We start from the raw sequence: 20,279 nt of genomic DNA on the forward strand, positions 1-20,279 counted from the left end.
CGATCGCCGCGGAGCACGTCAGCGGGGGTGACGATGCAAACGTTCCTGCCCTATCCGGACTTCGCGGCCACGGCCGCGGTCCTCGACCCGCTGCGGCTGGGCAAGCAGCGGGTGGAGGTCCTGCAGGTGCTGCGCGCCCTCACCGTCCCCGGGTACGGCTGGCGGCACCACCCCGCCGCGAAGATGTGGACCGGCTACGAGGAGGCGCTCGTCCGGTACGGCCTGGAGATCTGCCACCGCTGGCGACTGCTGGGCCGAGCCGACACCTGCGCCACGACGATGGCCGTCGAACTGGCCGAACTGCTCGGCACACCACTGGTCCGCACCCAAGCCGAACTCGCGGCAGCCGACGAACTGCCGCCCTGGCTCGGCGACCCGGCCCTGCACCTGAGCCACCGCTCCGCCCTGCTCCGCAAGGACCCCACCTTCTACCGCCCGGTGTTCGGCGACGAACCCGACGACCTCCCCTACGTCTGGCCCAAATCCAACCGCCCACCCCGCCACCCCACCTGACGCCTCCGCCCCGCTCCCACGTCCTTTTGGGTGGACGTGTGTGAGGCGAGCTCTTGTGGGTGTGCGGGTCCTTCGGGGTGGGGATGGTGCGCCGGCAGCCCGGTGGGCACGAGGTCCTCGGTGCCGGCGGCGCCGCACCCCCGTGGACGCGATGTGCCGCCGGTGCCCGCGTCCCCGTGTGGGCGAGGCCCTGTCCTTGGTGCCCGCACCCCCGTGTGGTGAGGTTCTGTGTACTTCCCTGGGAGTAGTGGGGGGCTCCCCCTTGGCGCCGATGACCGGGCGCGCGACACGATCTACTGTGCAGGGATGAGGTCTGTGCGCGGATGGCGTCCCCTCGCGCTGGACGGCGCTCTCGCCGCGGCGGTGTTCGTGCTGCTGGGGGTGACCGTGTCGGCCGTCCCGGGTGCGGTGGTCCTCGACGCGGCGGCGGCCTTCATCGGCTCGGCGGCGCTCGTGGCCTGGCGGCGGGCGCCGCTGGTGGCGGTGCTGGTCACCACGCCCTGCATGCTGGTGCTGGCGGTGCACCTGCAGCCGGGCCCGACGGCCGCGTTCCCCGTCCTGCTGTCGGTGTTCGCCGCCGCACGGGCCGGTCACCTGCTGATCCCGGCGCTGGCGGGGGTGGCGTTCCTCGGGGGCACTCTGGCGGTGAACCTGGCCGCCCCCGCTCCCGGGCAGTCCGTGCAGGAGATCACACAGGACTCCACGCTGCTGCTCGGCTGGTTCGTGGCCGCGACGGTGGCGGGCACGGTGAGCCGGCACCGGCAGGCGTACCTGGAGCAGGTCGAGCAGCGTGCCCTGGAGGCCGAGCGGACCCGCGAGGAAGTGGCGCGCCGCCGCGCGGGCGAGGAACGCCTGCGGATCGCCAGGGAGCTGCACGACTCGCTCACCCACAGCATCTCGATCATCAAGGTGCAGGCGGGCGTGGCCGTCCACCTGGCACGTAAGCGCGGGGACGAGGTGCCCGCGGCGCTGCTCGCCATCCAGGAGGCCGGCAGCGACGCCATGCGCGAGCTGCGCGCCACCCTGGAGATCCTGCGCGACCCCGACCAGGACGACGACCAGGACACAGATCCGGTCCTCGACCAGGACACGGGTCCTGGCACCGGCCGGGACACCGAACCGGGCTCCGGCCAGGGCACCGCCCGGGACATCGAGCCGGGCTCCGGCCAGGGCACCGAACCGCTTACCGGTCCGCGCGCGAGCGGGCTCGACCGGCTGGGTGATCTCGTCGACCGTGCCCGCTCGACCGGCCTGCCCGCCACGGTGACGGTCAGCGGCGAGCGCCGCACGCTGCCCGCCGCGGTCGACCGGGCCGCGTACCGGATCGTGCAGGAGGCCCTCACGAACGTGACCAGGCACGCGGGCCGCGCCGCCGCGAGCGTGCGCATCGACTACGCCGGCACGGAGCTGGTCGTGCAGGTGGACGACGACGGCCTGGCCACCCCGGACGCCCCGCCCGTGCCCGGCGTCGGCCTGACCGGCATGCGCGAACGCGTCACCGCCCTCGGCGGCCGATTGCGCGCCGAACCCCGCCCCGGTGGCGGCTTCACCGTCCGCGCGGAGCTGCCCCTGGGAGACCCGTCGTGATCCGTGTGTTGCTCGTGGACGACCAGGCGCTCATCCGAGCCGGTTTCCGTGCGCTGCTGGACGCCGAGGAGGACATCGAGGTCGTCGCCGAGGCCGCCGACGGGGAGCAGGCCGTGGCGCTGGCCCTCGAACACCGCCCCGACGTGGCCCTCGTCGACGTGCAGATGCCCGTCATGGACGGCATCGAGGCCACCCGGCGGATCGCCGCCGACGAGCGGCTGAGCGACGTCCACGTGGTGATCCTGACCAACTACGGCCTCGACGCGTACGTGTTCGAGGCCCTGCGCGCGGGCGCGGGCGGCTTCATGGTGAAGGACACCGAGCCCGCCGACCTGCTCCAGGGCGTCAGGGTGGCGGCCAGGGGCGACGCCCTGCTGTCCCCGTCGATCACCAGAAGGCTGATCGGCGAGTTCGTGGCCCGCCGCCCCCAGCCCGACGCCGGCGGGCTCGACGTGCTCACCAACCGCGAACGCGAGGTGACCGCCCTGGTCGCGCGCGGCATGTCCAACGACGAGATCGCCGCCCACATGGTGATCAGCCCGACCACCGCCAAGACGCACGTCAGCCGGTCGATGACCAAGCTCGGCGCCCGCGACCGCGCCCAGCTGGTGGTTCTCGCGTACGAGTCCGGCCTGGTGACCCCCCGCCCCCGCCGCTGATCGCGCGACGGGGATACTGAAGGGAGATCCAGGAGGGTTTCGTGAACGTCATCTCGCGCGGTTTCCACGGCAGACGCAGGGACGAAGGCGACCGCCTGCCACCCGGCCAGTACCTGGTGGAGGACTTCCCCGTGCTGTCGGCGGGGCCGACGCCGCGGGTGCCCCTCGACCGGTGGGAGTTCGCCATCGACACCGAGGCGGGCGTCACCCACCGCTGGTCGTGGCCGGAGTTCCAGGCCCTGCCCCAGGAGACGCCGACGGTCGACATCCACTGCGTCACCGAGTGGTCCAAGCTGGACACCTCCTGGGAGGGCGTCTCGCTCGACGTGCTGTTCGAGGACGTCGACACCGACGCCTCGTACGCGCTCGTCTACTCCTACGGCGGCTACACCACCAACCTGCCGCTGGAGGACCTCCTCGACGGCAAGGCGTGGATCGCGCACCGCTTCGACGGCGAGGAGCTGGAGCCCCGTCACGGCGGCCCGGCGCGGCTGATCGTGCCGCACCTGTACTTCTGGAAGTCCGCGAAGTGGGTGCGCGGCATCCGCCTGCTGGACGACGACCACCCTGGCTTCTGGGAGACCGCCGGCTACCACAACTACGGCGACCCATGGCGCGAGCAGCGCTACGAGGGCGACTGATGCCCCGCCTGACCTGGCAGGCCGCCGAGCTCGTGACGAGCACGCCCGAGACCGGCACCGCGCGCACGCTGCGCCTGCGGGTGCCCGGCTGGCGGGGGCACCTCGCGGGCCAGCACGTCGACGTCCGGCTGACCGCCGAGGACGGCTACAGCACGCGGCGCAGCTACTCGCTGGCCGGTCCCGCCGACGGCGAGTTCCTCGACCTGACGGTGGAGTCCGTGCCGGACGGCGAGGTGTCGCCGTACCTGACCGAGATCATGCGACCCGGCGACCAGGTCGAGATCCGCGGCCCGGTGGGCGGCTGGTTCGTCTGGCGGCCGGGCGGCGACCGGCCGGTGCTGCTGGTGGCCGGCGGGTCCGGCATCGTGCCGCTGATGGCCATGGTGCGGGCGCGCCGCCAGGCGGGCAGCGACACGCCGTTCAGGCTGGTCTACTCGGTACGCGGCCCAGACAACGTCTACTACGCCGACGAGCTGCGCCGCCCCGACCCCGGGCTGGACGTCTCCTACCTGTACACGAGGTCGGTCCCCGAGGGCGTGTCCCGGCCGGCGGGCCGCGTCACGCAGGCCGACCTGGCCGAGGCAGGCCGGCCGGCCGCGCTCGCGCCCGACTGCTACGTGTGCGGCCCGACGGGCTTCGTGGAGACGGCGGCCGACCTGCTGCTCGCGCTCGGCCACGCGCCCGAGCGCATCAGAACCGAACGTTTCGGCCCGAGCGGAGGCTGACATGACGCAGGAACACCTCGACGGCAACACCCTGGCCGGTCCGCTGAGTGAGATCTTCGCCGTGGACGTGACCACCGCCACCGGCCGCTGCGCGAGCTGCGGGATGTCGGGGCCGATCGGCGCCCTGCACGTCTACGGCCCCGATCCGGGTCTGGTGGGCCGCTGCCCCGGCTGCGAGGAGGTCGTCCTGCGGCTCGTCCGCGGTCCAGGCTCGGCCTGGCTCGATCTGCGCGGCACGATCTCCTTGAAGGTTCACCTGCCGGACTGAGCGCACGGCGCTGAGCTGGCTTGAGTACACTCAGGCCCGTTCAACGGCTCGTGGGGCGTGGCCCTCGGCCTCATCCCTGTGGGAGTCACGTGAGCAGCGGGCTTGTCGACGCGCCACCTTCCGAGTCCGGCGTACCGCCCAGGCGGCGGCGCCGCTGGGTGCGCTGGGTGGTCGGCATCACCCTTGCGGTCGTCCTCGTGGTCGTGGGCGCGACCGTGAGCATCACCGCCATGCTGACCGGAAACGTCACGCATGAAGACGTCAGCGAGGCCGACCTGGGCGCGACCCGCCCGCCGAAGGTCGCCACCTCTGCGATGAACGTCCTGGTCGTCGGCTCCGACCAGCGCGACGGCAAGAACGCCAAGTACGGCCACAGCATCGCGGGCGAGCGCACCGACACGATCATGCTGGTCCACGTGTCGTCGGAACGCGACAACGCGATGGTGGTGAGCTTCCCGCGCGACTCGCTGGTGCAGCTGCCGGCGTGTCGCGGCACCAAGAAGTTCCCCGGCCAGCAGGCCCACCTCGGGATGATCAACGAGTCGTTCAACTCCGGCGGCATCGGCTGCACGTGGAAGACGATCGAGTCGCTCACCCGCATCCGCATCGACCACTACGTGAAGGTCGACTTCACCGGCTTCAAGAGCATGGTCAACGCGGTCGGCGGCGTCCAGGTCTGCCTGCCCGAGCCGGTCGACGACAAGAAGGCGCTGCTCCGCCTGCCCGCCGGTCGCCAGACGCTGAACGGCGAGCAGGCGCTCGGCTACGTCCGCGCCCGCTACAGCCTGGGCGACGGCTCCGACATCGGGCGCATCCAGCGGCAGCAGATGTTCATCGCGTCGATGATCAAAAAGGTGATGAGCGGCGACACGCTCACGAACCCGACGCGGCTCTACAACGTGCTCAACGCCGGCACCAAGGCGGTCACGACCGACAGCGGCCTGACGCCGGGCGTCATGCTCGATCTCGCGACGAGCCTCAAGGGCATCGACATCGGGAGCATCCGCTTCATCACGACGCCGTGGCACTACTCCCTCACCCAGCCGGGCCGGGTCGAGTGGGTGCAGCCGCAGGCCAGGAAGCTGTTCCAGATCGTCGCGAAGGACCAGAGCGTCGAGGGCGTCAAGGGTGGCCAGACCAAGGTCGGACGTTCCAAGATCACAGTCGAGGTGCGGAACGGCACCTGGCGTAGCGGCCTGGCCACCGAGGTGGCGGCAGTGCTGGAGCAGCGCGGGTACCACATCGCCAAGACCGGCGACACCGCCAAGAAGCCTCAGGCGAAGACCACGATCATGTACGGCCCCACCGGCGAGACCCGCGTGCCGACGCTGTCGAACGACATCATCAAGGCCACTACGAGGCAGCTTCCCGCGGCGCGGACCAACCGGCTCGTGCTGGTGATCGGCGACGACTGGAAGAGCCTCAAGCCGCAGCGCGCCGACGACACCGAAGCGATCAAGGGCTTCGACGCGACCCACGACACGTGCGCCGCCTGACCTCAGAGATGCGCGTCAGGGCACGGTGACCTGGTCGCCCGTGCCCCGCGAGGCGAAACCGCGTCAGCGCGCGCGTTCAGGGTCTTGCTCGGACGACGTGGGCGGGTAGATCTCCTCGCGTCGTACGTCAGCGCCCAGCTCCTCGCGGAGCCGGTCGTAGTCGATGTTGTGGTTCGTGTACTTCAACTGGCGAGCGACCTTCGTCTGCTTCGCCTTGGCTCTTCCTCGACCCATGGCTACTCCCTAGTCCCCGCTGTGCATGCTACCCAACAAGCTTACGACTTGAAGAATTATGCAACTGCGCTGGATTAGTCTGGACGATATGCACGTGGAGGTCCATCAGGCCAAGGCCGACTTCTTCCGAACGCTCGGCCACCCCGCTCGCATCCGAGTGTTGGAGCTACTCCAGGAAGGGCCGCTTCCCGTCAGGGATCTCCTGGCCCAGATCGACATCGAGGCGTCCAGCCTCTCGCAACAGCTCGCCGTCCTGCGCAGGGCGGGGATCGTGAGTGCCATCCGTGAGGGCAGCACCGTGGTCTACACGCTGGCCACACCGGAGCTTGCCGACCTGCTCGACGTCGCCCGGCGCATCCTCACCGACATGCTCGCCGACCAGGGAGCCCTGCTCGCCGAGCTGCGGGCCGAGGTCACCTAGGGGGGCCGTACGCGGACACGTCGTCGCCGTGCCGCCCCAACCGGACGGCGACGCCGTGCTCCCAGCACGTCGCGAAAGAGGCATCCGTTAGGCTCTCGCCCATGGTCTCCGAACTGTTCGATCCCAAGGCGTGGCAGGCCGTCGAGGGATTCGAGTTCACCGACATCACCTACCACCGCGCGGTCGACCAGGGCACCGTCCGCATCGCGTTCAACCGCCCGGAGGTCCGCAACGCCTTCCGGCCGCAGACCGTCGACGAGCTCTACCGCGCCTTCGATCATGCCCGCCAGTCCACCGACGTCGGGTGCGTGCTGCTGACCGGCAACGGCCCGTCGCCGAAGGACGGCGGCTGGGCGTTCTGCTCGGGCGGCGACCAGCGCATCAGGGGCAAGGACGGCTACCAGTACGCCGACGGCACCCCGGCGACCGGCCGGCTGCACATCCTGGAGGTGCAGCGGCTGATCCGCTTCATGCCCAAGATCGTGATCGCCGTGGTGCCCGGCTGGGCGGCCGGTGGCGGCCACAGCCTGCACGTCGTGGCCGACCTCACCCTGGCCAGCGCCGAGCACGCCCGTTTCAAGCAGACCGACGCCGACGTGGCGAGCTTCGACGGCGGCTTCGGCTCGGCCTACCTCGCCCGTCAGGTGGGGCAGAAGTTCGCCCGCGAGATCTTCTTCCTCGGCGACACCTACTCCGCTGCCGACGCCCACCGCATGGGCATGGTCAACGCGGTGGTCCCGCACGCCGAGCTGGAGGCCACGGCGCTGGAGTGGGCGCGCAAGGTCAACGGCAAGTCGCCGACGGCGCAGCGCATGCTGAAGTTCGCCTTCAACGCGATCGACGACGGCCTTGTGGGCCAGCAGGTGTTCGCGGGCGAGGCGACGCGGCTGGCGTACATGACCGACGAGGCGGCCGAAGGCCGTGACTCGTTCCTGGAGAAGCGCGAGCCCGACTGGTCGCCGTTCCCCTGGCACTTCTGAGATGACAGTCCGGGTGCCCCCGGCGCTGACCGCCTCCCACGTGAAGTGGATGGGGGCCGCCGGGCGCGCCTGGTCCGCAGGGCTGCCCGCGCTGGCCGGGCGCTACCTGGATGAGTGGGAGCTGCGGCTCGACGGCGAGCCGCGGCACGGCGTGGTCTCCCTCGTGCTGCCCGTCGTCCTGGCCGACGGCACCCCGGCGGCGCTCAAGCTCCAGCCGGTCACCGACGAGAACGCCACCGAGGCGCCTGGACTGCGCGCGTGGGCGGGCGACGGCTCGGTGCTGCTGCTCGACTCCGACCCCGCGACCGGCGCCCTGCTGCTGGAACGGCTGGAGGCCGACCGGTCGCTGGCCGCGGTGCCCGACGCCATGGAGGCGCTGGAGTTGCTGACCGGGCTGCTGCGCCGCCTGGTGGCCCGTTCCGCGCCCGAGGGGATGCGCCGGCTGGCCGACATCGCGCAGGGCATGCTCGACGGCGTCGACGGCGCGCTCGCCGGGCTGCGCCGCGAGGACGACCGGCGGTGCCTGCGCCGATGCGCCGCCGCCGTCGCCGAGCTGCTGCCCGAGCCCGGCGACCGGCTGCTGCACTGGGACCTGCACTACGAGAACGTGCTGGCGGCCGACCGTGAGCCGTGGCTCGCCATCGACCCGAAGCCGCTGGCCGGTGATCCGGGGTTCGACCTGCTGCCCGCGCTGCACAACCGCTGGGACGAGGTGGTCGCGACCGGCGACGTGCCGCGCGCGGTGCTGCGGCGCTTCGACCTCATGGTGGACGCGCTCGGCCTCGACCGGCGTCGCGCGGCCGGCTGGACGCTCGGCCGCGTGCTGCAGAACTCCCTGTGGACGGTCGAGGGCGGCGGCGGCGAGCTGGACGCCGTCCAGGTGGCCGTCGCCGAGGCACTCCGGCTCAGATGGTGAGCACGATCTTGCCCTGGCCGTGGCCGGTCTCGATCTCGCGGTGCGCGCCCGCTGCGTCCTCCAGCGGGTACGTCCGCCGGATCGGGAAGACGAACGCGCCCTCGGCGTACAGGGCGGCGTAGCGGGCGAGGCGTTCGGCGGTGCGCTCGCCCTGGACGGTCCGTACGCCCAGCTCGGCCGCCCTGGCGTGCTCGACGAGCGTGACGACGCGACGGCGGTCGGCGACCAGTTCCAGCGAGACCTCCAGCGCGTGGCCGCCCGCGCCGTCCAGGGCCGCGTGGACGCCTCCGGGGGCCAGCGCGCGCACCCGTCCGGCGAGCCCCGCCCCGTACGTCACCGGGACGGCGCCGAGAGCGCGCAGGTGGTCGTGGTTGGCCTCGCGGGCGGTGCCGATCACGGTGGCCCCGCGCCGCCGCGCGATCTGCACGGCGGCCGTCCCGACCGCCCCTGCCGCGCCGTGCACGAGCAGCGTCTCGCCGTCGGCGACGCCGATGCCGTCGACGGCCATCTCCGCGGTCTGTACGGCGGCGGTCAGCGCACCGGCCACCTCCCACGGCATGCCGTCCGGCTTGGGCGTCACGTCGGTGGCGGCGACCACGACGCACTCGGCGTAGGCGTGCAGCCGCGAGAAGCCCATCACCTCGTCGCCGGCCGCGACCCCGGTGACGCCCGGCCCGACCTGGTCGACCACGCCCGCGAACTCGTTGCCCAGAACGCGCGGGCCGTCCACGGCCGGCACGTACGGCGGCAGGTAGCCCCGCCGTACGTACGCGTCGACCGGCTGCACGCCGGCGGTCCGCACCCGGACGCGGACCTGCCCGGGGCCTGCCTGAGGGGCGGGCAGCTCCATCACCTTCAGCACTTCGGGACCGCCGGGTTCCTCGAACGCCGCCGCCCTCATCGTCTCGGTCATGGACGCCAGCCTGTTCCCTCAAGCAAGGTTGAGGTCAAGGTTTCACGTAAAACATTCACGGACTGCCGTGACGGTAGCGGGGTCGGCCTCGACCAGCGGGAGCCGTACGGCGGGGGTCGGGATGAGGCCCTCGGCGTGCAGCACGCCCTTGAGCAGGGTGGGGTTCGGGGCGGTGAACAGCGCCGCGGACAGCCGCGACAGCCGGTGCCCGAGCTCCCTGGCCCGCGCCACGTCACCGGCGTGCCAGGCGTCCACCAGGTCGGCGAACGACCTCGTCGACAGGTGCGCCGAGGCGAGGATGCCTCCCGAGGCGCCCATCGCGAGCAGCGGCGAGACGAAGACGTCGTCGCCACCGAGGACGTCGAAGCCCGCGGGCGGGTCGGCCAGCAGGTCGACCGCGTCCTGGTCGATGCCGCCCGCGGCGTACTTGACGCCGGCGACCATCGGGTGGGCGCCGAGCCGGCGCAGGGTCGCGGCGCCGACGGCCTGTCCCGTCCGGTAGGGGATGTGGTAGATCACCAGCGGCACCGGCGTCTCGTCCGCCAGCGCCTCGAAGTGGGCGACGACCCCGTGCTCGCCGGGCCGCAGGAAGTACGGCACCGTCACGAGCGCCGCGCCGACCCCCTCGGGCAGTTCCCGCAGCGCACGGGCCGTGGAGCGGGTGTCGTTGCCCGTCACGCCGACCGTCAGCAGCGCCTGCCGCTCGGCGCAGACCCGCGCGCACGCCTCGATCACGCGGGCGCGTTCCGCGGGGTCGAGCGCGGCCACCTCGCCGGTGGTGCCGAGGGCGACGAGCCCGGCCGCGCCGTCGTCGAGCACGCGGTGGGCGAGCTTCTCGACCGACTCCACGGCGACCTCGCCCGCCGCGTCGAACGGGGTGACCAGCGGGACGTGGATTCCTCTCATCATGCTCCGAGCCTGGCCCTTGATGACTCTTCAGGTCCAGTACGGATTTCTACGGTCGAGCGTAAGCTCAACTTATGCTCGACCCGCGCAAGCTCCACCTGCTCCGCGAACTCTCCCGGCGCGGCACGATCGCCGCCGTCGCGGAGGCGGTGACGTTCACCCCTTCGGCCGTCTCCCAGCAGCTCAGCGCACTCGAACGCGAGGCGGGCGTCCGGCTGCTCGAACGCACCGGCCGCACGGTGTCGCTCACCGCGGCAGGGCACGTGCTCGTGGAGCACGCCCACGCCGTGCTCGAACAGCTCGAACGCGCCTCCGCCGCGCTCGCCGCCGCCCGGGGAGGGCCGTGCGGGCCACTCAGGATCGGGGCGTTCCCCACGGCGGCGCGCGTGCTGCTGCCGCCCGCGCTGACCGCGCTGACCGGGGCGCACCCGGGGCTCGTCCCCATGGTGTCCGAGATCGACCCGGCCGACGTCTCGGCGGCGCTGCGGGCGGGCGAGCTCGACGTGGCCCTCGTGCACGAGTACGACTTCGTCCCGCCGCCGGCCGACGCCTCGATCGAGACCGAGCCGCTGTTCCGTGAGGCGATGTACCTGACCGTCCGCGCCTCCGTCGCCGCCGCCCGCGACGACGCGTGGATCACCAACAAGCCGGGCACGCTCTGCCACGCCATGACGATCAGGGCCTGCCAGGCGGCGGGCTTCGAGCCCGACGTACGCCACCACGTCGACGACTTCGACACCGTGCTCGCCTTCGCCGCGGCCGGTCAGGGTGTCGCGCTCGTCCCCCGACTCGCGGCCACCGCCCCGCCGCCCGGCGTGAGGCTCACCCGCCTGCCGCTGGCCCGCCGCACGCTGGCGGCGTTCAGAAGGGGCAACGGCGACCACCCCGCGATCAGGGCGGCCGTCACCGCCTTCCACACCGCCGTCCCCCACCTCCCTCTGGACGATTCCGCCTGACGTACAGAGGGCCTGAGTAGATGAAATCTTACTTAGATAGGTTCTTACTTCGGAGTCGCGTCACGGTGAGTGAGTTCACGGGCCGAGCGCATGACCTCCGGCTGCTCGACAAGCAGCTCCGACTGGTCACGGAGGAGAAGCTCACGACCAGAGGCAGAGCGCTGATCATCACGGGTCGCCCCCCCGTATCGCTGTCTCACGGGCCGGCGCCGTACGCGGCCTACCGCTGGATCAGGTCTGGCGGCCGGAGGACCTGCTCACGGTCTGGGCGGGTTGACCCGTCAGGCGCGGCGAGCAGGGGGCCGAAGACGGTGGCGAAGAAGGTGTCGAAGGGCTGGGACGACCGGTCGGCGCGGGCTCGGATGAGCGTGCCCTCCCAGGCATCGAGCAGGAAGCCGGCCACCGTCGCGGCGTCGAGGTCGGCGCGTACGGCCCCGGCCTGCTGGGCCTCCTCGATGGTGGCGGCGAGCGCGGCGGACCAGTGGGCGAAGCCCTGCCGGACACTCTCGCGGATCACGTCGCTGTGGTCGCCGATCTCCGCGCCGAAGTTGCCGAGAAGGCAGCCGCGCCGGTAGTCGTGCCCCACGCAGTCGTCGCGCAGGCCCTCGAAGTGGGCGCGCAGCCGGGCCACCGGGTCGGCGTCGCCGTGCAGGGCGTCGAGCAGGCCGTCGCCGTACTGCCGCAGCGCCTCGACGGCAAGGGTCTCCTTGCTGTCGAAGTGGTTGTAGAACGACCCCTTCGGTACGCCGGCCGCGTCGGTGATGACCTTCACCCCGGCCGCGTTGTAGCCGAGGGTGTGGAACTGCTCCAGCGCGGCCTCGACGATCCGGCCGCGCATGCTCGGTCTGCCCATGGCCCACCTCCGCGGTAAATATGGCCGGTCGTCTCAGGGAGTGTCAAGTCGCTTGACGCCATTTAAGACGACCGGTCATATTAAATCGGACCGAGACGAGGAGAAGACATGTCCACCTACCGAGCGTTCGAAGTGACGGGTTCGCGCCAGTTCCGCCTGGTCGAGCGTGAGATCACCCATCCGGAGCCGGGCCACGTACGCGTCCGGGTCGAGGCCTGCGGGGTGTGTCACACCGACGCCCTGGCCGCGGAGGGAAGGCGCGCCGACCCGCAGGCGCCCATGGTCCCCGGCCACGAGATCGTCGGCGTGATCGACGCCGTCGGCGACGGGGTGCGCGGCCGGCACATCGGCGAACGGGTCGGCGTCGGCTTCCTCGGCGGGCAGTGCGGCCAGTGCGACGGCTGCCGCCGCGGCGACTTCGTCAACTGCTCCGACCAGCCGCTGGTCGGCACCACGATCGACGGCGGCTACGCCGAGATGGTGCACGTCAGGAGCAGCGGGCTGGTACGCGTACCCGACGGGCTGAGCCCGGTGGACGCGGCGCCGCTGCTGTGCGCGGGTCTGGCGATGTACCAGGCGCTGCAGCAGGCGCAGGCCCGCCCCGGCACGCTCGTGGCGGTGCAGGGCATCGGCGGGCTCGGCCACCTCGGCCTCCAGTACGCCGCCCGCCTCGGCCACCGCGTGGCCGCCGTCGCCCGCGGCACCGCCAAGGCCGAGCTGGCCCACCGGCTCGGCGCCGACCACTACATCGACAGCTCCGCGCAGGACCCCGCGCAGGCCCTCCAGGAACTCGGCGGCGCCGCCGCGATCATCGCCACCGCCACCAGCGGGGCCTCCATGACCGCCCTGGTGGGCGGCCTCGCGAACCGCGGTCACCTGGTGATCGTCGGCGTGCCTGCCGACCCGGTCAGCGTGAGCACGCCCGACCTCATCTTCGGCGGCCGCGTCATCAGCGGCAGCCTCACCGGCACGGCCATCGAGAACGAGGACAACCTCGCCTTCAGCCTCCGCCGGCGGATCCGTCCGATGACCGAGGTGCTGCCGCTGTCGGAGGCGCCCAAGGCGTACGAGCACATGATGGCGGGCGACGCCCGCTTCCGCGTCGTGCTCGACGCGACCGCATGAACGTCACCCGCCGGTGAGCTCGGCGAGCCGGCGCGCGAACGTGGCCCGCTCGGCCTCGTTGCCGGCGAGGTCGAGGGCGACCGTGTAGGCGGCGGCCGCCTCGGCGCGGCGGCCCAGCCTGCGCAGCAGGTCGGCCCGCGCCGCGTGCAGCAGGTGGTAGTCGCTCAGGTCGCCGGCCAGGCCGTCCAGCAGGACGAGCCCCGCATCAGGACCGTCGCGCACGGCGACGGCCACCGCCCGGTTCAGCGCGACGAGCGGTGACGGCTCGATCCGGAGCAGCACGTCGTAGAGGGCGACGATCTGCGGCCAGTCGGTCGCCGCGAAGCTGTCGGCCTCGTCGTGCAGCGCCGCGATCGCCGCCTGCACCGCGTACGGCCCGACGCCGGGGCCGGTGAGAGCCGGCACGACGAGCCGGCGCCCCTCGGCCACGAGGTCGGCGTCCCACAGCGCACGGTCCTGGTGCTCCAGCAGCACCTGGCTGCCCGCCGCGTCGATCCGGGCCGCCCGCCGGGCGTCGGTGAGGAGGAGCAGCGCGAGCAGCCCCGTCACCTCACGTTCGTCCGGAAGCAGCCGGTGCAGGACGCGGGCGAGCCGGACGGCCTCGTCGGCCAGGTCGGCGCGTACGAGGTCGTCGCCCGAGCTGGGCGCGTACCCCTGGGTGAAGACGAGGTAGACGACCCGCAGCACACCGGGCAGCCGGGACGCCAGCTCGTCGGGCCCGGGGACGCGGAACGGGATGCGCGCGGCGCGGATCTTGCGTTTCGCGCGCACGAGCCGCTGGGCCATGGTCGCCGTGGGCACCAGAAAAGCCCGCGCGACCTCGTGGGTGGTCAGCCCCGCGAGACAGCGCAGCGTGAGGGCGATCTGCGCCTCCGGCGCGAGCGCGGGGTGGCAGCAGGTGAAGAACAGCCGCAGCCGCTCGTCGGGGATGTCGTCGAAGTCCACCTCGTGCGTGGGGACCGTCCTGTCGCTCTCCACCCGCAGCTCCGCCAGCCGCTGCGCGTACGTCCGGTCGCGCCGGATCCGGTCGACGGCCTTGCGGCGCGCCGTGGTGAACAGCCAGGCCAGCGGCTTGTCCGGCACCCCGTCGACCGGCCAGCGCCGCAGCGCGGCCTCGACCGCCTCGGAGATGACCTCCTCGGCCAGGTCGAGGTCGCCGAACCGGGCGGCCAGCAGGGCGAGCAGCCGGCTCCGGCCCTCGCGGAAGACCGCCTCGACGCAGCCGGCCGCGTCCGGCCCGGTCACGGCTGGGGGAACTCCCAGATCGGGCGGACCTCGACCGTGCCGTACCTGGCGCCGGGGCATCGGGCCGCCCAGTCGAGCGCGGCGTCGAGGTCGGGGACGTCGATCAGGTAGTAGCCGCCGACGATCTCGCGGGTCTCGGCGAACGGCCCGTCGGTGACGACGCGCTCACCGTTCACCCGGACGCGTACGGTGGTCGCGTTCTCGTCCAGCGCGTTGCCGTCGAGCTTGACGCCCGCGTCGGTGACGGCCTTGTCGAACGCCCAGAACTCCTCCTCGGTCGGCGCTTCGGCCGGCAGCTCGTCGGTGAGGTCGGGCGAGGGGGTGTTGAGCAGCAGCAGGTACTTCACGGTTGCACTCCTCGTGCGTCAGGGGGCGTTGCGCAGGGATGACGAACGGCCGGCCGCTGCATCGACACCTCCGCACGAGAAATTTTCTCAGGGCGTCTGGGGGTCCTGGCGGGCCGTCGAGAGCGGTGCCGCGATCGATTCGAGGCTCTTGCGTTCCGCCTTCACCCCGAGGAACACCTCCACCAGGCCCGCCGCGATCATCACCACCGCGCCGATGGTGAACGCGATCGCCGTGTCACGCGCCACGCCGGTCTCCACCATCGACGCGAACACGAGCGGGCCCGAGATGCCGCCCGCCGCCGTACCGATGGCGAAGAAGAACGCGATGGCCATGGCCCTGGTCTCCATGGGGAAGATCTCGCTGACCGTCAGGTACGCCGAGCTCGCCCCCGCCGAGGCCACGAACAGCACCACCGACCAGCACGCGGTCAGCGTCACCGCGGTGAGCGCGCCCTGGTCGAACAGCCACGCGGTGCCCAGCAGGAGCAGCCCGGAACCGATGTAGCAGGCGGAGATCATCGGCACCCGTCCGACGCTGTCGAAGAGGTGTCCGAGCAGCAGCGGGCCGAGGAAGTTGCCGACCGCGATGACCGCGAAGTAGTAGCCGGTGTGCGTGTCGATCTGGAAGAACGTGGACAGGATCTGCGCGTACCCGAAGGTGATGGCGTTGTAGAGGAACGCCTGCCCGATGAAGAGCGACAGCCCGAGCACCGTGCGCTTGGGGTAGAGGGCGACCAGCGTGTGCGCGATGCGGATGAACCCGATCGACCTGCGCTGGTGGATGGTGATCTCGTACTCGGGCTCGCGCAGTTTCTCGGGGCCGATCTCGCGCTCGACGTCCTGGACGATCTGCTCGGCCTCCCGGTCGCGGCCGTGGATGAACAGCCAGCGCGGGCTCTCCGGCACGTTGCGCCGTACGAGGAGGATGGCCAGGCCGAGCACGACGCCGAGCCCGAACGCGACTCGCCAGCCGATGTTGACCGGCAGGTCGTTGAGCAGCGGCACGGTGAGCAGCGCGCCGCCGGCCGCGCCGAGCCAGTAGCTGCCGTTGATGATGATGTCGATGCGGCCCCGGTGCCGGCTCGGGATGAGTTCGTCGATGGCCGAGTTGATGGCCGCGTACTCGCCGCCGATACCGAACCCGGTGAGGAACCGGAACAGGAAGAACCACCACGCGCTGAACGAGAACGCGGTCATCAGCGTCGCCACCAGGTAGACGACCAGCGTCAGGATGAACAGCTTCTTGCGTCCGAACCTGTCGGTCAGCCAGCCGAAGAACAGCGCCCCCGTGCACGCGCCGCCGACGTAGAGCGCGGCGGCCACGCCCGCGACCTGCGCCTGGGTGATGTCGAGGCCACTGCCCGGCTTGGCCAGCTGGGCCGACAGGTTACCGACGATGGTGACCTCCAGCCCGTCGAGGATCCAGACGGTGCCGAGGCCGATGACGATCATCCAGTGCCAGCGGGTCCACGGGAGCCGGTCCAGCCGGGCGGGGACCTTGGTGGTGATGGTGCCGGTTTCCACGTCGCTCATAGGCACCTACGAATTTCCCGGAAGGCGACCGCCAAACGTGGCCTACACGGTGGCCTTGGTGCCCTCCACCAGTTCGGTGCGTGCCCATGGCCCGCCGCGCCAGGCCCGGCCGCCGAGGTCGCGCCGCCGCACCTCCCGCGCGCCGAGCCGGCGCAGGACCTCCTCGTACGCGGCCGCGTGCCGTACGTCGGCGATCAGGACCTGCCCGCCCGGCCGCAGCACCCGGTACGCCTCGCGCACGGCCCGCTCCCCCGCGCCGCGGCCCAGCGGGTGGCCGGACACCACGACGTCGAACGTGCCGTCCTCGAACGGCAGGTCGCGCGGGTCGGCCCGGACGAGGCTCATCCGGTCGGAGACGCCCTCGGCGACGGCGTTGCGCCGGGCCGCCCGCTCGACGCGGCTCGTCGCCCGCCACAGCACGCCGGTCGCCCGCCCCTGCTCCAGCCGTCCTGCCGCGACGAGCAGCACGTCGCCTCTGCCGCAGCTGAGGTCGAGCAGCCGTTCGTCGCCGCGCAGCGGCCGGAGCCGCTCGCCCCAGACGGCGAACTTGCCGCGCCGCGAGGTGTAGAGGTGGCTCGCGGCGCTGGCCAGCGTGTAGAGCGCGCCGAAGAGAAACACCGCGCCCGCGGGCAGCACGTCCAGCACGAACGACACCGCCGCAAGGCCCGACAGCAGCCCCGCCCCAACGAGCAGCCCCGCCATCGCCCAGGGGGCGTCGATCCCATAACTCCCGCGCCGCCGGCGAACACTCACGTCGCCACCCCCACCAGCCCAGCCACCGCCCAAGGAACGTCGACCCCGCAGCGCCGGCGACCACTCACATCGCCACCCAACACCACCCCACCAACCAGCCCAGCCACCGCCCAAGGAACGTCGATTCCGTAGCTTCCGTGTCGCTGGTGAATGCTCACGTCGGTACCCAAGGTGGTTTTGACGGGGAATTGACAGGCCACTTCCCCTTCGTACCGGCTGTGACCCACATTCCCTTACTAAGGTCTCGTCGATCGGCACGCAATGGGGGTTGGGGCCGTATGACGGGGAAAGAGCGAGACTTTGGCCTGGGCGCGAGCGTCGTGCTCACGGTCGCCTCGGCGGTGTTGTGGGGAGTCGCCCACATCGCCGTGGAACGCCGCAAGAGCGGCCTGGCGCTCATGGCCGCCTACCTGCTGATGCTGGCGGGTGCGCTCACCGTGTTCACGGCTTTCAGCATCGACCTGCTGTCGCTGGCCGTCCAGCCCCGCTGGATGATCGGGTTCACCGTCGCCCTGATCGCGGTGGCGGTGCTCTGGTCCGCGGTCATCGTGTGGTCCTTCCTCCTCGTACGTCCCCCGCGCTCCGACACCGCCGGCCGCGTCGTCGCCACCGTGCTGACGGTGTCCCTGTGCGCGCTCGTCGTGGCCCCCACCGCGTACGCCGCCCGCCTCGCCTACATCTCGCGCGACGTCGTGACCACCCTGTTCACCCCGGGCGACAGCTCGGCTCCCATCCTCGCCGACGACCCGTGGAACGGCGCCCAGCGGGTGAACTTCCTGCTCATCGGCGCCGACTCGGCGCCTGGCCGGCCCGGCGTGCGTACCGACAGCATGACCGTGGCCAGCGTGGACGTGCTCTCGGGCGACACCGTCCTGTTCGGCCTGCCGCGCAACCTGGAGCAGGTGCCGCTGCCCAAGGGCCCCGCGCACGACCGCTTCCCGTGGGGCTTCACCGGCACGGGCCCCACCAACCCGGGCCTGCTCAACGAGATCTACCAGTACGGCAACGACCATCCCGAGGTGGTGCCGGGCGTGCCGAAGCAGCGACGCGGCTCCGAGCTGCTCAAGCAGACCGTCAGCGGCATCCTCGGCATCCCCGTGCACTTCCACGCCATGGTGGACATGAAGGGCTTCGCCGAGATCGTCGACGCCATGGGCGGCGTCCGGGTCACCGTCCACCAGCCCATCGTGTACGGCAAGTACCGCGAGGGCCTGCTCCCCGCGGGCACCCGCAGGCTGTCGGGCGCGGAGGCCCTCTGGTACGGCCGCTCCCGTACCGACAGCGACGACTACGTGCGCATGGGACGCCAGAAGTGCCTGCTCAACGCCGTCGCCAAGCAGGCCGATCCGCTGACGGTGCTCAACAGCTTCGAGCGTCTCGCGGCGGTCACGAAGCGGTTCATCTCCACCGACCTGCCGCAGGACCTGCTGCCCGCCGTCATCGACCTGTCGCAACGGGTCAGGGACGCCAGGATCCGCAGCCTCAGCTTCGTGCCGCCGCTGGTGAACACCGCGGCGCCCGACTGGCAGTTCATCCGCCGCAGCGTCCGTGACGCCCTGCGGGAGCACCCGCGGCCGCACCGGGCAGCCCTGGCCGTGCGCCCGCAGGCGGCGGGGGCGGCCCGCGACGTGGTCAGCCTCAACGCGACCTGCCGTTAGACCGTCTCGTCGAGGTGGTCGGCGTAGTAGGCGATGGCACGCTGGTATCCGCCCGCCTTGTCGGACTCCGCCACCACCTTGAGCAGCGTCGAGACGGCCTCCGCCGAGCGCCCGGCGTTGTGCAGCGCCATCGCCGTGAACGTGCGCAGCGCTGGATCGCCGGGGAACTCGGCGAGCCCCTTGGCGAAGACCCCGAGCGCCTCGTCGGGACGGCCGAGCACCCGTAGCGTGCTGCCGAACCCGGTGAAGGCGCCGAGCCGGTCGTCGGCGCCGAGGCCGTCGCCCGCCAGCGCCCGCTCGTAGTAGGGCACCGCCTCGGCCTCCAGGCCGAGGGCGTCGTGGGCCCACGCCGTCTGGTAGGCCACCTCGGCGTCGTCGGGGAACCGCCGGGCCAGCTCGACGAGCGCCTGCCGCGCCTCCTCGTGCCGCCCTTCCTCCCTCAGCCGTACGGCGGCCGCCAAATCCACGTTGCTCATGCACGCAGTGTGGCATGATGGCGACCGACAGGAACGAAAACGGTTTTCATTCTGGAGGCGCAGTGAGAGTCGCGTTCGTCGGCAAGGGCGGCAGCGGCAAGACGACGATGTCGGCCCTATTCGCCAGGCATCTGGCGAGCCAGGGCGCTCCCGTGGTCGCCATCGACGCCGACATCAACCAGCACCTGGCGCTCGTGCTCGGCGCCGACCGGCAGCCGGCACCCTTGGGCGCCCACCTCACCGAGATCAAGAACCACCTGCGCGGCGACAACCCCCTCATCCCGTCGGCCGACGCCATGGTCAAGACCACCCCTCCAGGACGCGGCTCCACCCTGCTGCGCTTCGACGACCTCGCGTCCCACCCGCTCGGCCTGACCACGCCCGACGGCCTGCGCCTGCTCGCCACCGGCCCCTTCGGCGACGACGACCTCGGCGTGGCCTGCTACCACTCCAAGGTCGGGGCGGTCGAGCTGCTGCTCAACCACCTCGTCGACGGCCCCGGCGAGTACGTCGTGGTCGACATGACCGCCGGGGCCGACTCCTTCGCCTCTGGTCTGTTCAGCCGCTTCGACCTGACGTTCGTCGTCGCCGAGCCGACGCTTCAGGGCGTCGGCGTCTACCGGCAGTACCGCGACCACTCCGCGCCCTACGACGTCGCCCTCGCCGTCGTCGGCAACAAGGTGCACGGCCCCGCCGACGTCGATTTCCTGCGCGAGCACGCCGGTGACGACCTGCTCACCTGGGTCGAGCACTCCGCCGCCGTACGCGCCCTGGAGCAGGGCCGTCCGTTCGCGCTCGGCGACCTCGAGCCGGCCAACGCCGATGCCCTCACCGTGTTGCGCAAGGCCGTCGACCAGCAGGAGAAGGACTGGCAGCGCTTCGGCCGCCAGACCGTGGAGTTCCACCTGCGCAACGCCCGCGCGTGGGGCAACGCGAAGACCGGCCACGACCTCACCCGCCAGGTCGATCACGGCTTCGTCTTCGGGCCCCGGCACGCGACTGTGCCCGCCGGGGATCTATGACGGTGATCCCCGCCCGATCTAGCGTCAGTTCCGTCCGATCCGAGAGGAGACA

Annotated in this window: 23 protein-coding genes; 14 read left to right on the forward strand and 9 right to left on the reverse strand. The window is 71.9% G+C overall.

All coding sequences use genetic code 11. The features are described from left to right. The first annotated feature begins 33 nt into the window (after positions 1–33). The 7 genes from BLR04_RS32425 (at position 34) to BLR04_RS32455 (ending at position 5,889) form a co-directional block, all read left to right on the forward strand. Positions 34–513, forward strand: a complete 480-nt coding sequence (locus BLR04_RS32425; protein WP_090772591.1) for an MSMEG_6728 family protein — start codon at positions 34–36, stop codon at positions 511–513. Between the two features lie 306 nt (positions 514–819). Then, positions 820–2,100: a sensor histidine kinase gene (locus BLR04_RS42050; protein ID WP_090772497.1), complete on the forward strand. Its 1,281-nt coding sequence runs from the start codon at positions 820–822 to the stop codon at positions 2,098–2,100. Continuing rightward, on the forward strand, positions 2,097–2,759 hold the full coding sequence (locus BLR04_RS32435; RefSeq protein WP_090772499.1) for a response regulator: 663 nt from the start codon (positions 2,097–2,099) through the stop codon (positions 2,757–2,759). The genes BLR04_RS42050 and BLR04_RS32435 overlap by 4 nt, the downstream gene beginning before the upstream one ends. A 41-nt stretch (positions 2,760–2,800) precedes the next feature. After that, complete coding sequence (locus BLR04_RS32440) at positions 2,801–3,400, forward strand: sulfite oxidase-like oxidoreductase (RefSeq protein WP_090772501.1); 600 nt, start codon at positions 2,801–2,803, stop codon at positions 3,398–3,400. After that, complete coding sequence (locus BLR04_RS32445; protein ID WP_245740788.1) at positions 3,400–4,125, forward strand: ferredoxin reductase; 726 nt, start codon at positions 3,400–3,402, stop codon at positions 4,123–4,125. Before BLR04_RS32440 ends, BLR04_RS32445 begins: the two co-directional genes overlap by 1 nt. Position 4,126: 1 nt before the next feature. Next, complete coding sequence (locus tag BLR04_RS32450) at positions 4,127–4,393, forward strand: DUF6510 family protein (RefSeq protein WP_090772505.1); 267 nt, start codon at positions 4,127–4,129, stop codon at positions 4,391–4,393. Positions 4,394–4,482: 89 nt separating this feature from the next. Next, positions 4,483–5,889, forward strand: a complete 1,407-nt coding sequence (locus BLR04_RS32455; RefSeq protein ID WP_090772507.1) for an LCP family protein — start codon at positions 4,483–4,485, stop codon at positions 5,887–5,889. Positions 5,890–5,952: 63 nt separating this feature from the next. Here the strand turns inward: BLR04_RS32455 and BLR04_RS42495 are convergent, their stop codons facing one another. Then, positions 5,953–6,123, reverse strand: a complete 171-nt coding sequence (locus BLR04_RS42495) for a DUF3073 domain-containing protein (RefSeq protein ID WP_090772509.1) — start codon at positions 6,121–6,123, stop codon at positions 5,953–5,955. Positions 6,124–6,211: 88 nt separating this feature from the next. Here BLR04_RS42495 and BLR04_RS32465 point away from each other — a divergent pair, with 88 nt between their 5' ends. From BLR04_RS32465 to BLR04_RS32475, 3 genes are all read left to right on the forward strand, one after another. After that, entirely contained in the window at positions 6,212–6,544 is a 333-nt protein-coding gene (locus BLR04_RS32465; RefSeq protein ID WP_090772593.1) for an ArsR/SmtB family transcription factor, read from the forward strand. 101 nt (positions 6,545–6,645) lie between these two features. Continuing rightward, the gene (locus BLR04_RS32470) at positions 6,646–7,524 is read left to right on the forward strand and encodes a 1,4-dihydroxy-2-naphthoyl-CoA synthase (RefSeq protein ID WP_090772511.1); all 879 of its coding nucleotides are present in this window, start codon (positions 6,646–6,648) and stop codon (positions 7,522–7,524) included. 1 nt (position 7,525) lies between these two features. Next, on the forward strand, positions 7,526–8,440 hold the full coding sequence (locus tag BLR04_RS32475) for an aminoglycoside phosphotransferase family protein (protein ID WP_090772513.1): 915 nt from the start codon (positions 7,526–7,528) through the stop codon (positions 8,438–8,440). On the opposite strand, the gene BLR04_RS32480 is transcribed toward BLR04_RS32475, so the two are convergent. Both BLR04_RS32480 and BLR04_RS32485 read right to left on the reverse strand, forming a co-directional pair. Further along, complete coding sequence (locus BLR04_RS32480; RefSeq protein ID WP_245740789.1) at positions 8,430–9,353, reverse strand: NADP-dependent oxidoreductase; 924 nt, start codon at positions 9,351–9,353, stop codon at positions 8,430–8,432. The genes BLR04_RS32475 and BLR04_RS32480 overlap by 11 nt on opposite strands. Positions 9,354–9,395: 42 nt before the next feature. Then, a complete protein-coding gene (locus tag BLR04_RS32485) occupies positions 9,396–10,262 on the reverse strand; it encodes a 4-hydroxy-tetrahydrodipicolinate synthase family protein (RefSeq protein ID WP_090772515.1) in 867 nt (288 codons plus the stop codon). Between the two features lie 71 nt (positions 10,263–10,333). On the opposite strand from BLR04_RS32485, the gene BLR04_RS32490 reads away from it, so the two are divergent. Further along, positions 10,334–11,215: a LysR family transcriptional regulator gene (locus BLR04_RS32490; protein ID WP_090772517.1), complete on the forward strand. Its 882-nt coding sequence runs from the start codon at positions 10,334–10,336 to the stop codon at positions 11,213–11,215. A 220-nt stretch (positions 11,216–11,435) separates the two neighbouring features. On the opposite strand, the gene BLR04_RS32495 is transcribed toward BLR04_RS32490, so the two are convergent. After that, a complete protein-coding gene (locus BLR04_RS32495; protein ID WP_090772519.1) occupies positions 11,436–12,068 on the reverse strand; it encodes a TetR/AcrR family transcriptional regulator in 633 nt (210 codons plus the stop codon). A 108-nt stretch (positions 12,069–12,176) separates the two neighbouring features. On the opposite strand from BLR04_RS32495, the gene BLR04_RS32500 reads away from it, so the two are divergent. Further along, positions 12,177–13,193 carry an alcohol dehydrogenase catalytic domain-containing protein gene (locus BLR04_RS32500; protein WP_090772521.1) on the forward strand — a complete coding sequence of 339 codons (1,017 nt, stop codon included), beginning with the start codon at positions 12,177–12,179 and terminating at the stop codon, positions 13,191–13,193. Positions 13,194–13,196: 3 nt separating this feature from the next. Here BLR04_RS32500 and BLR04_RS32505 read toward each other — a convergent pair whose 3' ends face one another. The 4 genes from BLR04_RS32505 to BLR04_RS32520 form a co-directional block, all read right to left on the reverse strand. Next, positions 13,197–14,438, reverse strand: a complete 1,242-nt coding sequence (locus tag BLR04_RS32505) for an RNA polymerase sigma factor (protein WP_245740791.1) — start codon at positions 14,436–14,438, stop codon at positions 13,197–13,199. Continuing rightward, positions 14,435–14,785 carry a YciI family protein gene (locus tag BLR04_RS32510; RefSeq protein ID WP_090772524.1) on the reverse strand — a complete coding sequence of 117 codons (351 nt, stop codon included), beginning with the start codon at positions 14,783–14,785 and terminating at the stop codon, positions 14,435–14,437. The genes BLR04_RS32505 and BLR04_RS32510 overlap by 4 nt, the downstream gene beginning before the upstream one ends. 87 nt (positions 14,786–14,872) lie before the next feature. After that, entirely contained in the window at positions 14,873–16,318 is a 1,446-nt protein-coding gene (locus tag BLR04_RS32515; protein WP_090772526.1) for an MFS transporter, read from the reverse strand. Positions 16,319–16,360: 42 nt separating this feature from the next. Further along, on the reverse strand, positions 16,361–17,071 hold the full coding sequence (locus tag BLR04_RS32520) for a class I SAM-dependent methyltransferase (RefSeq protein ID WP_245740792.1): 711 nt from the start codon (positions 17,069–17,071) through the stop codon (positions 16,361–16,363). Between the two features lie 278 nt (positions 17,072–17,349). Here BLR04_RS32520 and BLR04_RS32525 point away from each other — a divergent pair, with 278 nt between their 5' ends. Further along, positions 17,350–18,729, forward strand: coding sequence for an LCP family protein (locus tag BLR04_RS32525; protein ID WP_090772529.1), 1,380 nt, complete (start codon positions 17,350–17,352; stop codon positions 18,727–18,729). Here the strand turns inward: BLR04_RS32525 and BLR04_RS32530 are convergent. Beyond that, positions 18,726–19,205, reverse strand: coding sequence for a tetratricopeptide repeat protein (locus tag BLR04_RS32530; protein WP_090772531.1), 480 nt, complete (start codon positions 19,203–19,205; stop codon positions 18,726–18,728). The two genes, BLR04_RS32525 and BLR04_RS32530, sit on opposite strands and share 4 nt — an antisense overlap. Before the next feature lie 62 nt (positions 19,206–19,267). On the opposite strand from BLR04_RS32530, the gene BLR04_RS32535 reads away from it, so the two are divergent. Then, positions 19,268–20,227, forward strand: coding sequence for an ATP-binding protein (locus tag BLR04_RS32535; RefSeq protein WP_090772533.1), 960 nt, complete (start codon positions 19,268–19,270; stop codon positions 20,225–20,227). Positions 20,228–20,279 lie beyond the last annotated feature (52 nt).

This window comes from Nonomuraea maritima (assembly GCF_900100395.1).
In the GTDB taxonomy this organism is placed as follows: Bacteria; Actinomycetota; Actinomycetes; order Streptosporangiales; family Streptosporangiaceae; genus Nonomuraea; species Nonomuraea maritima.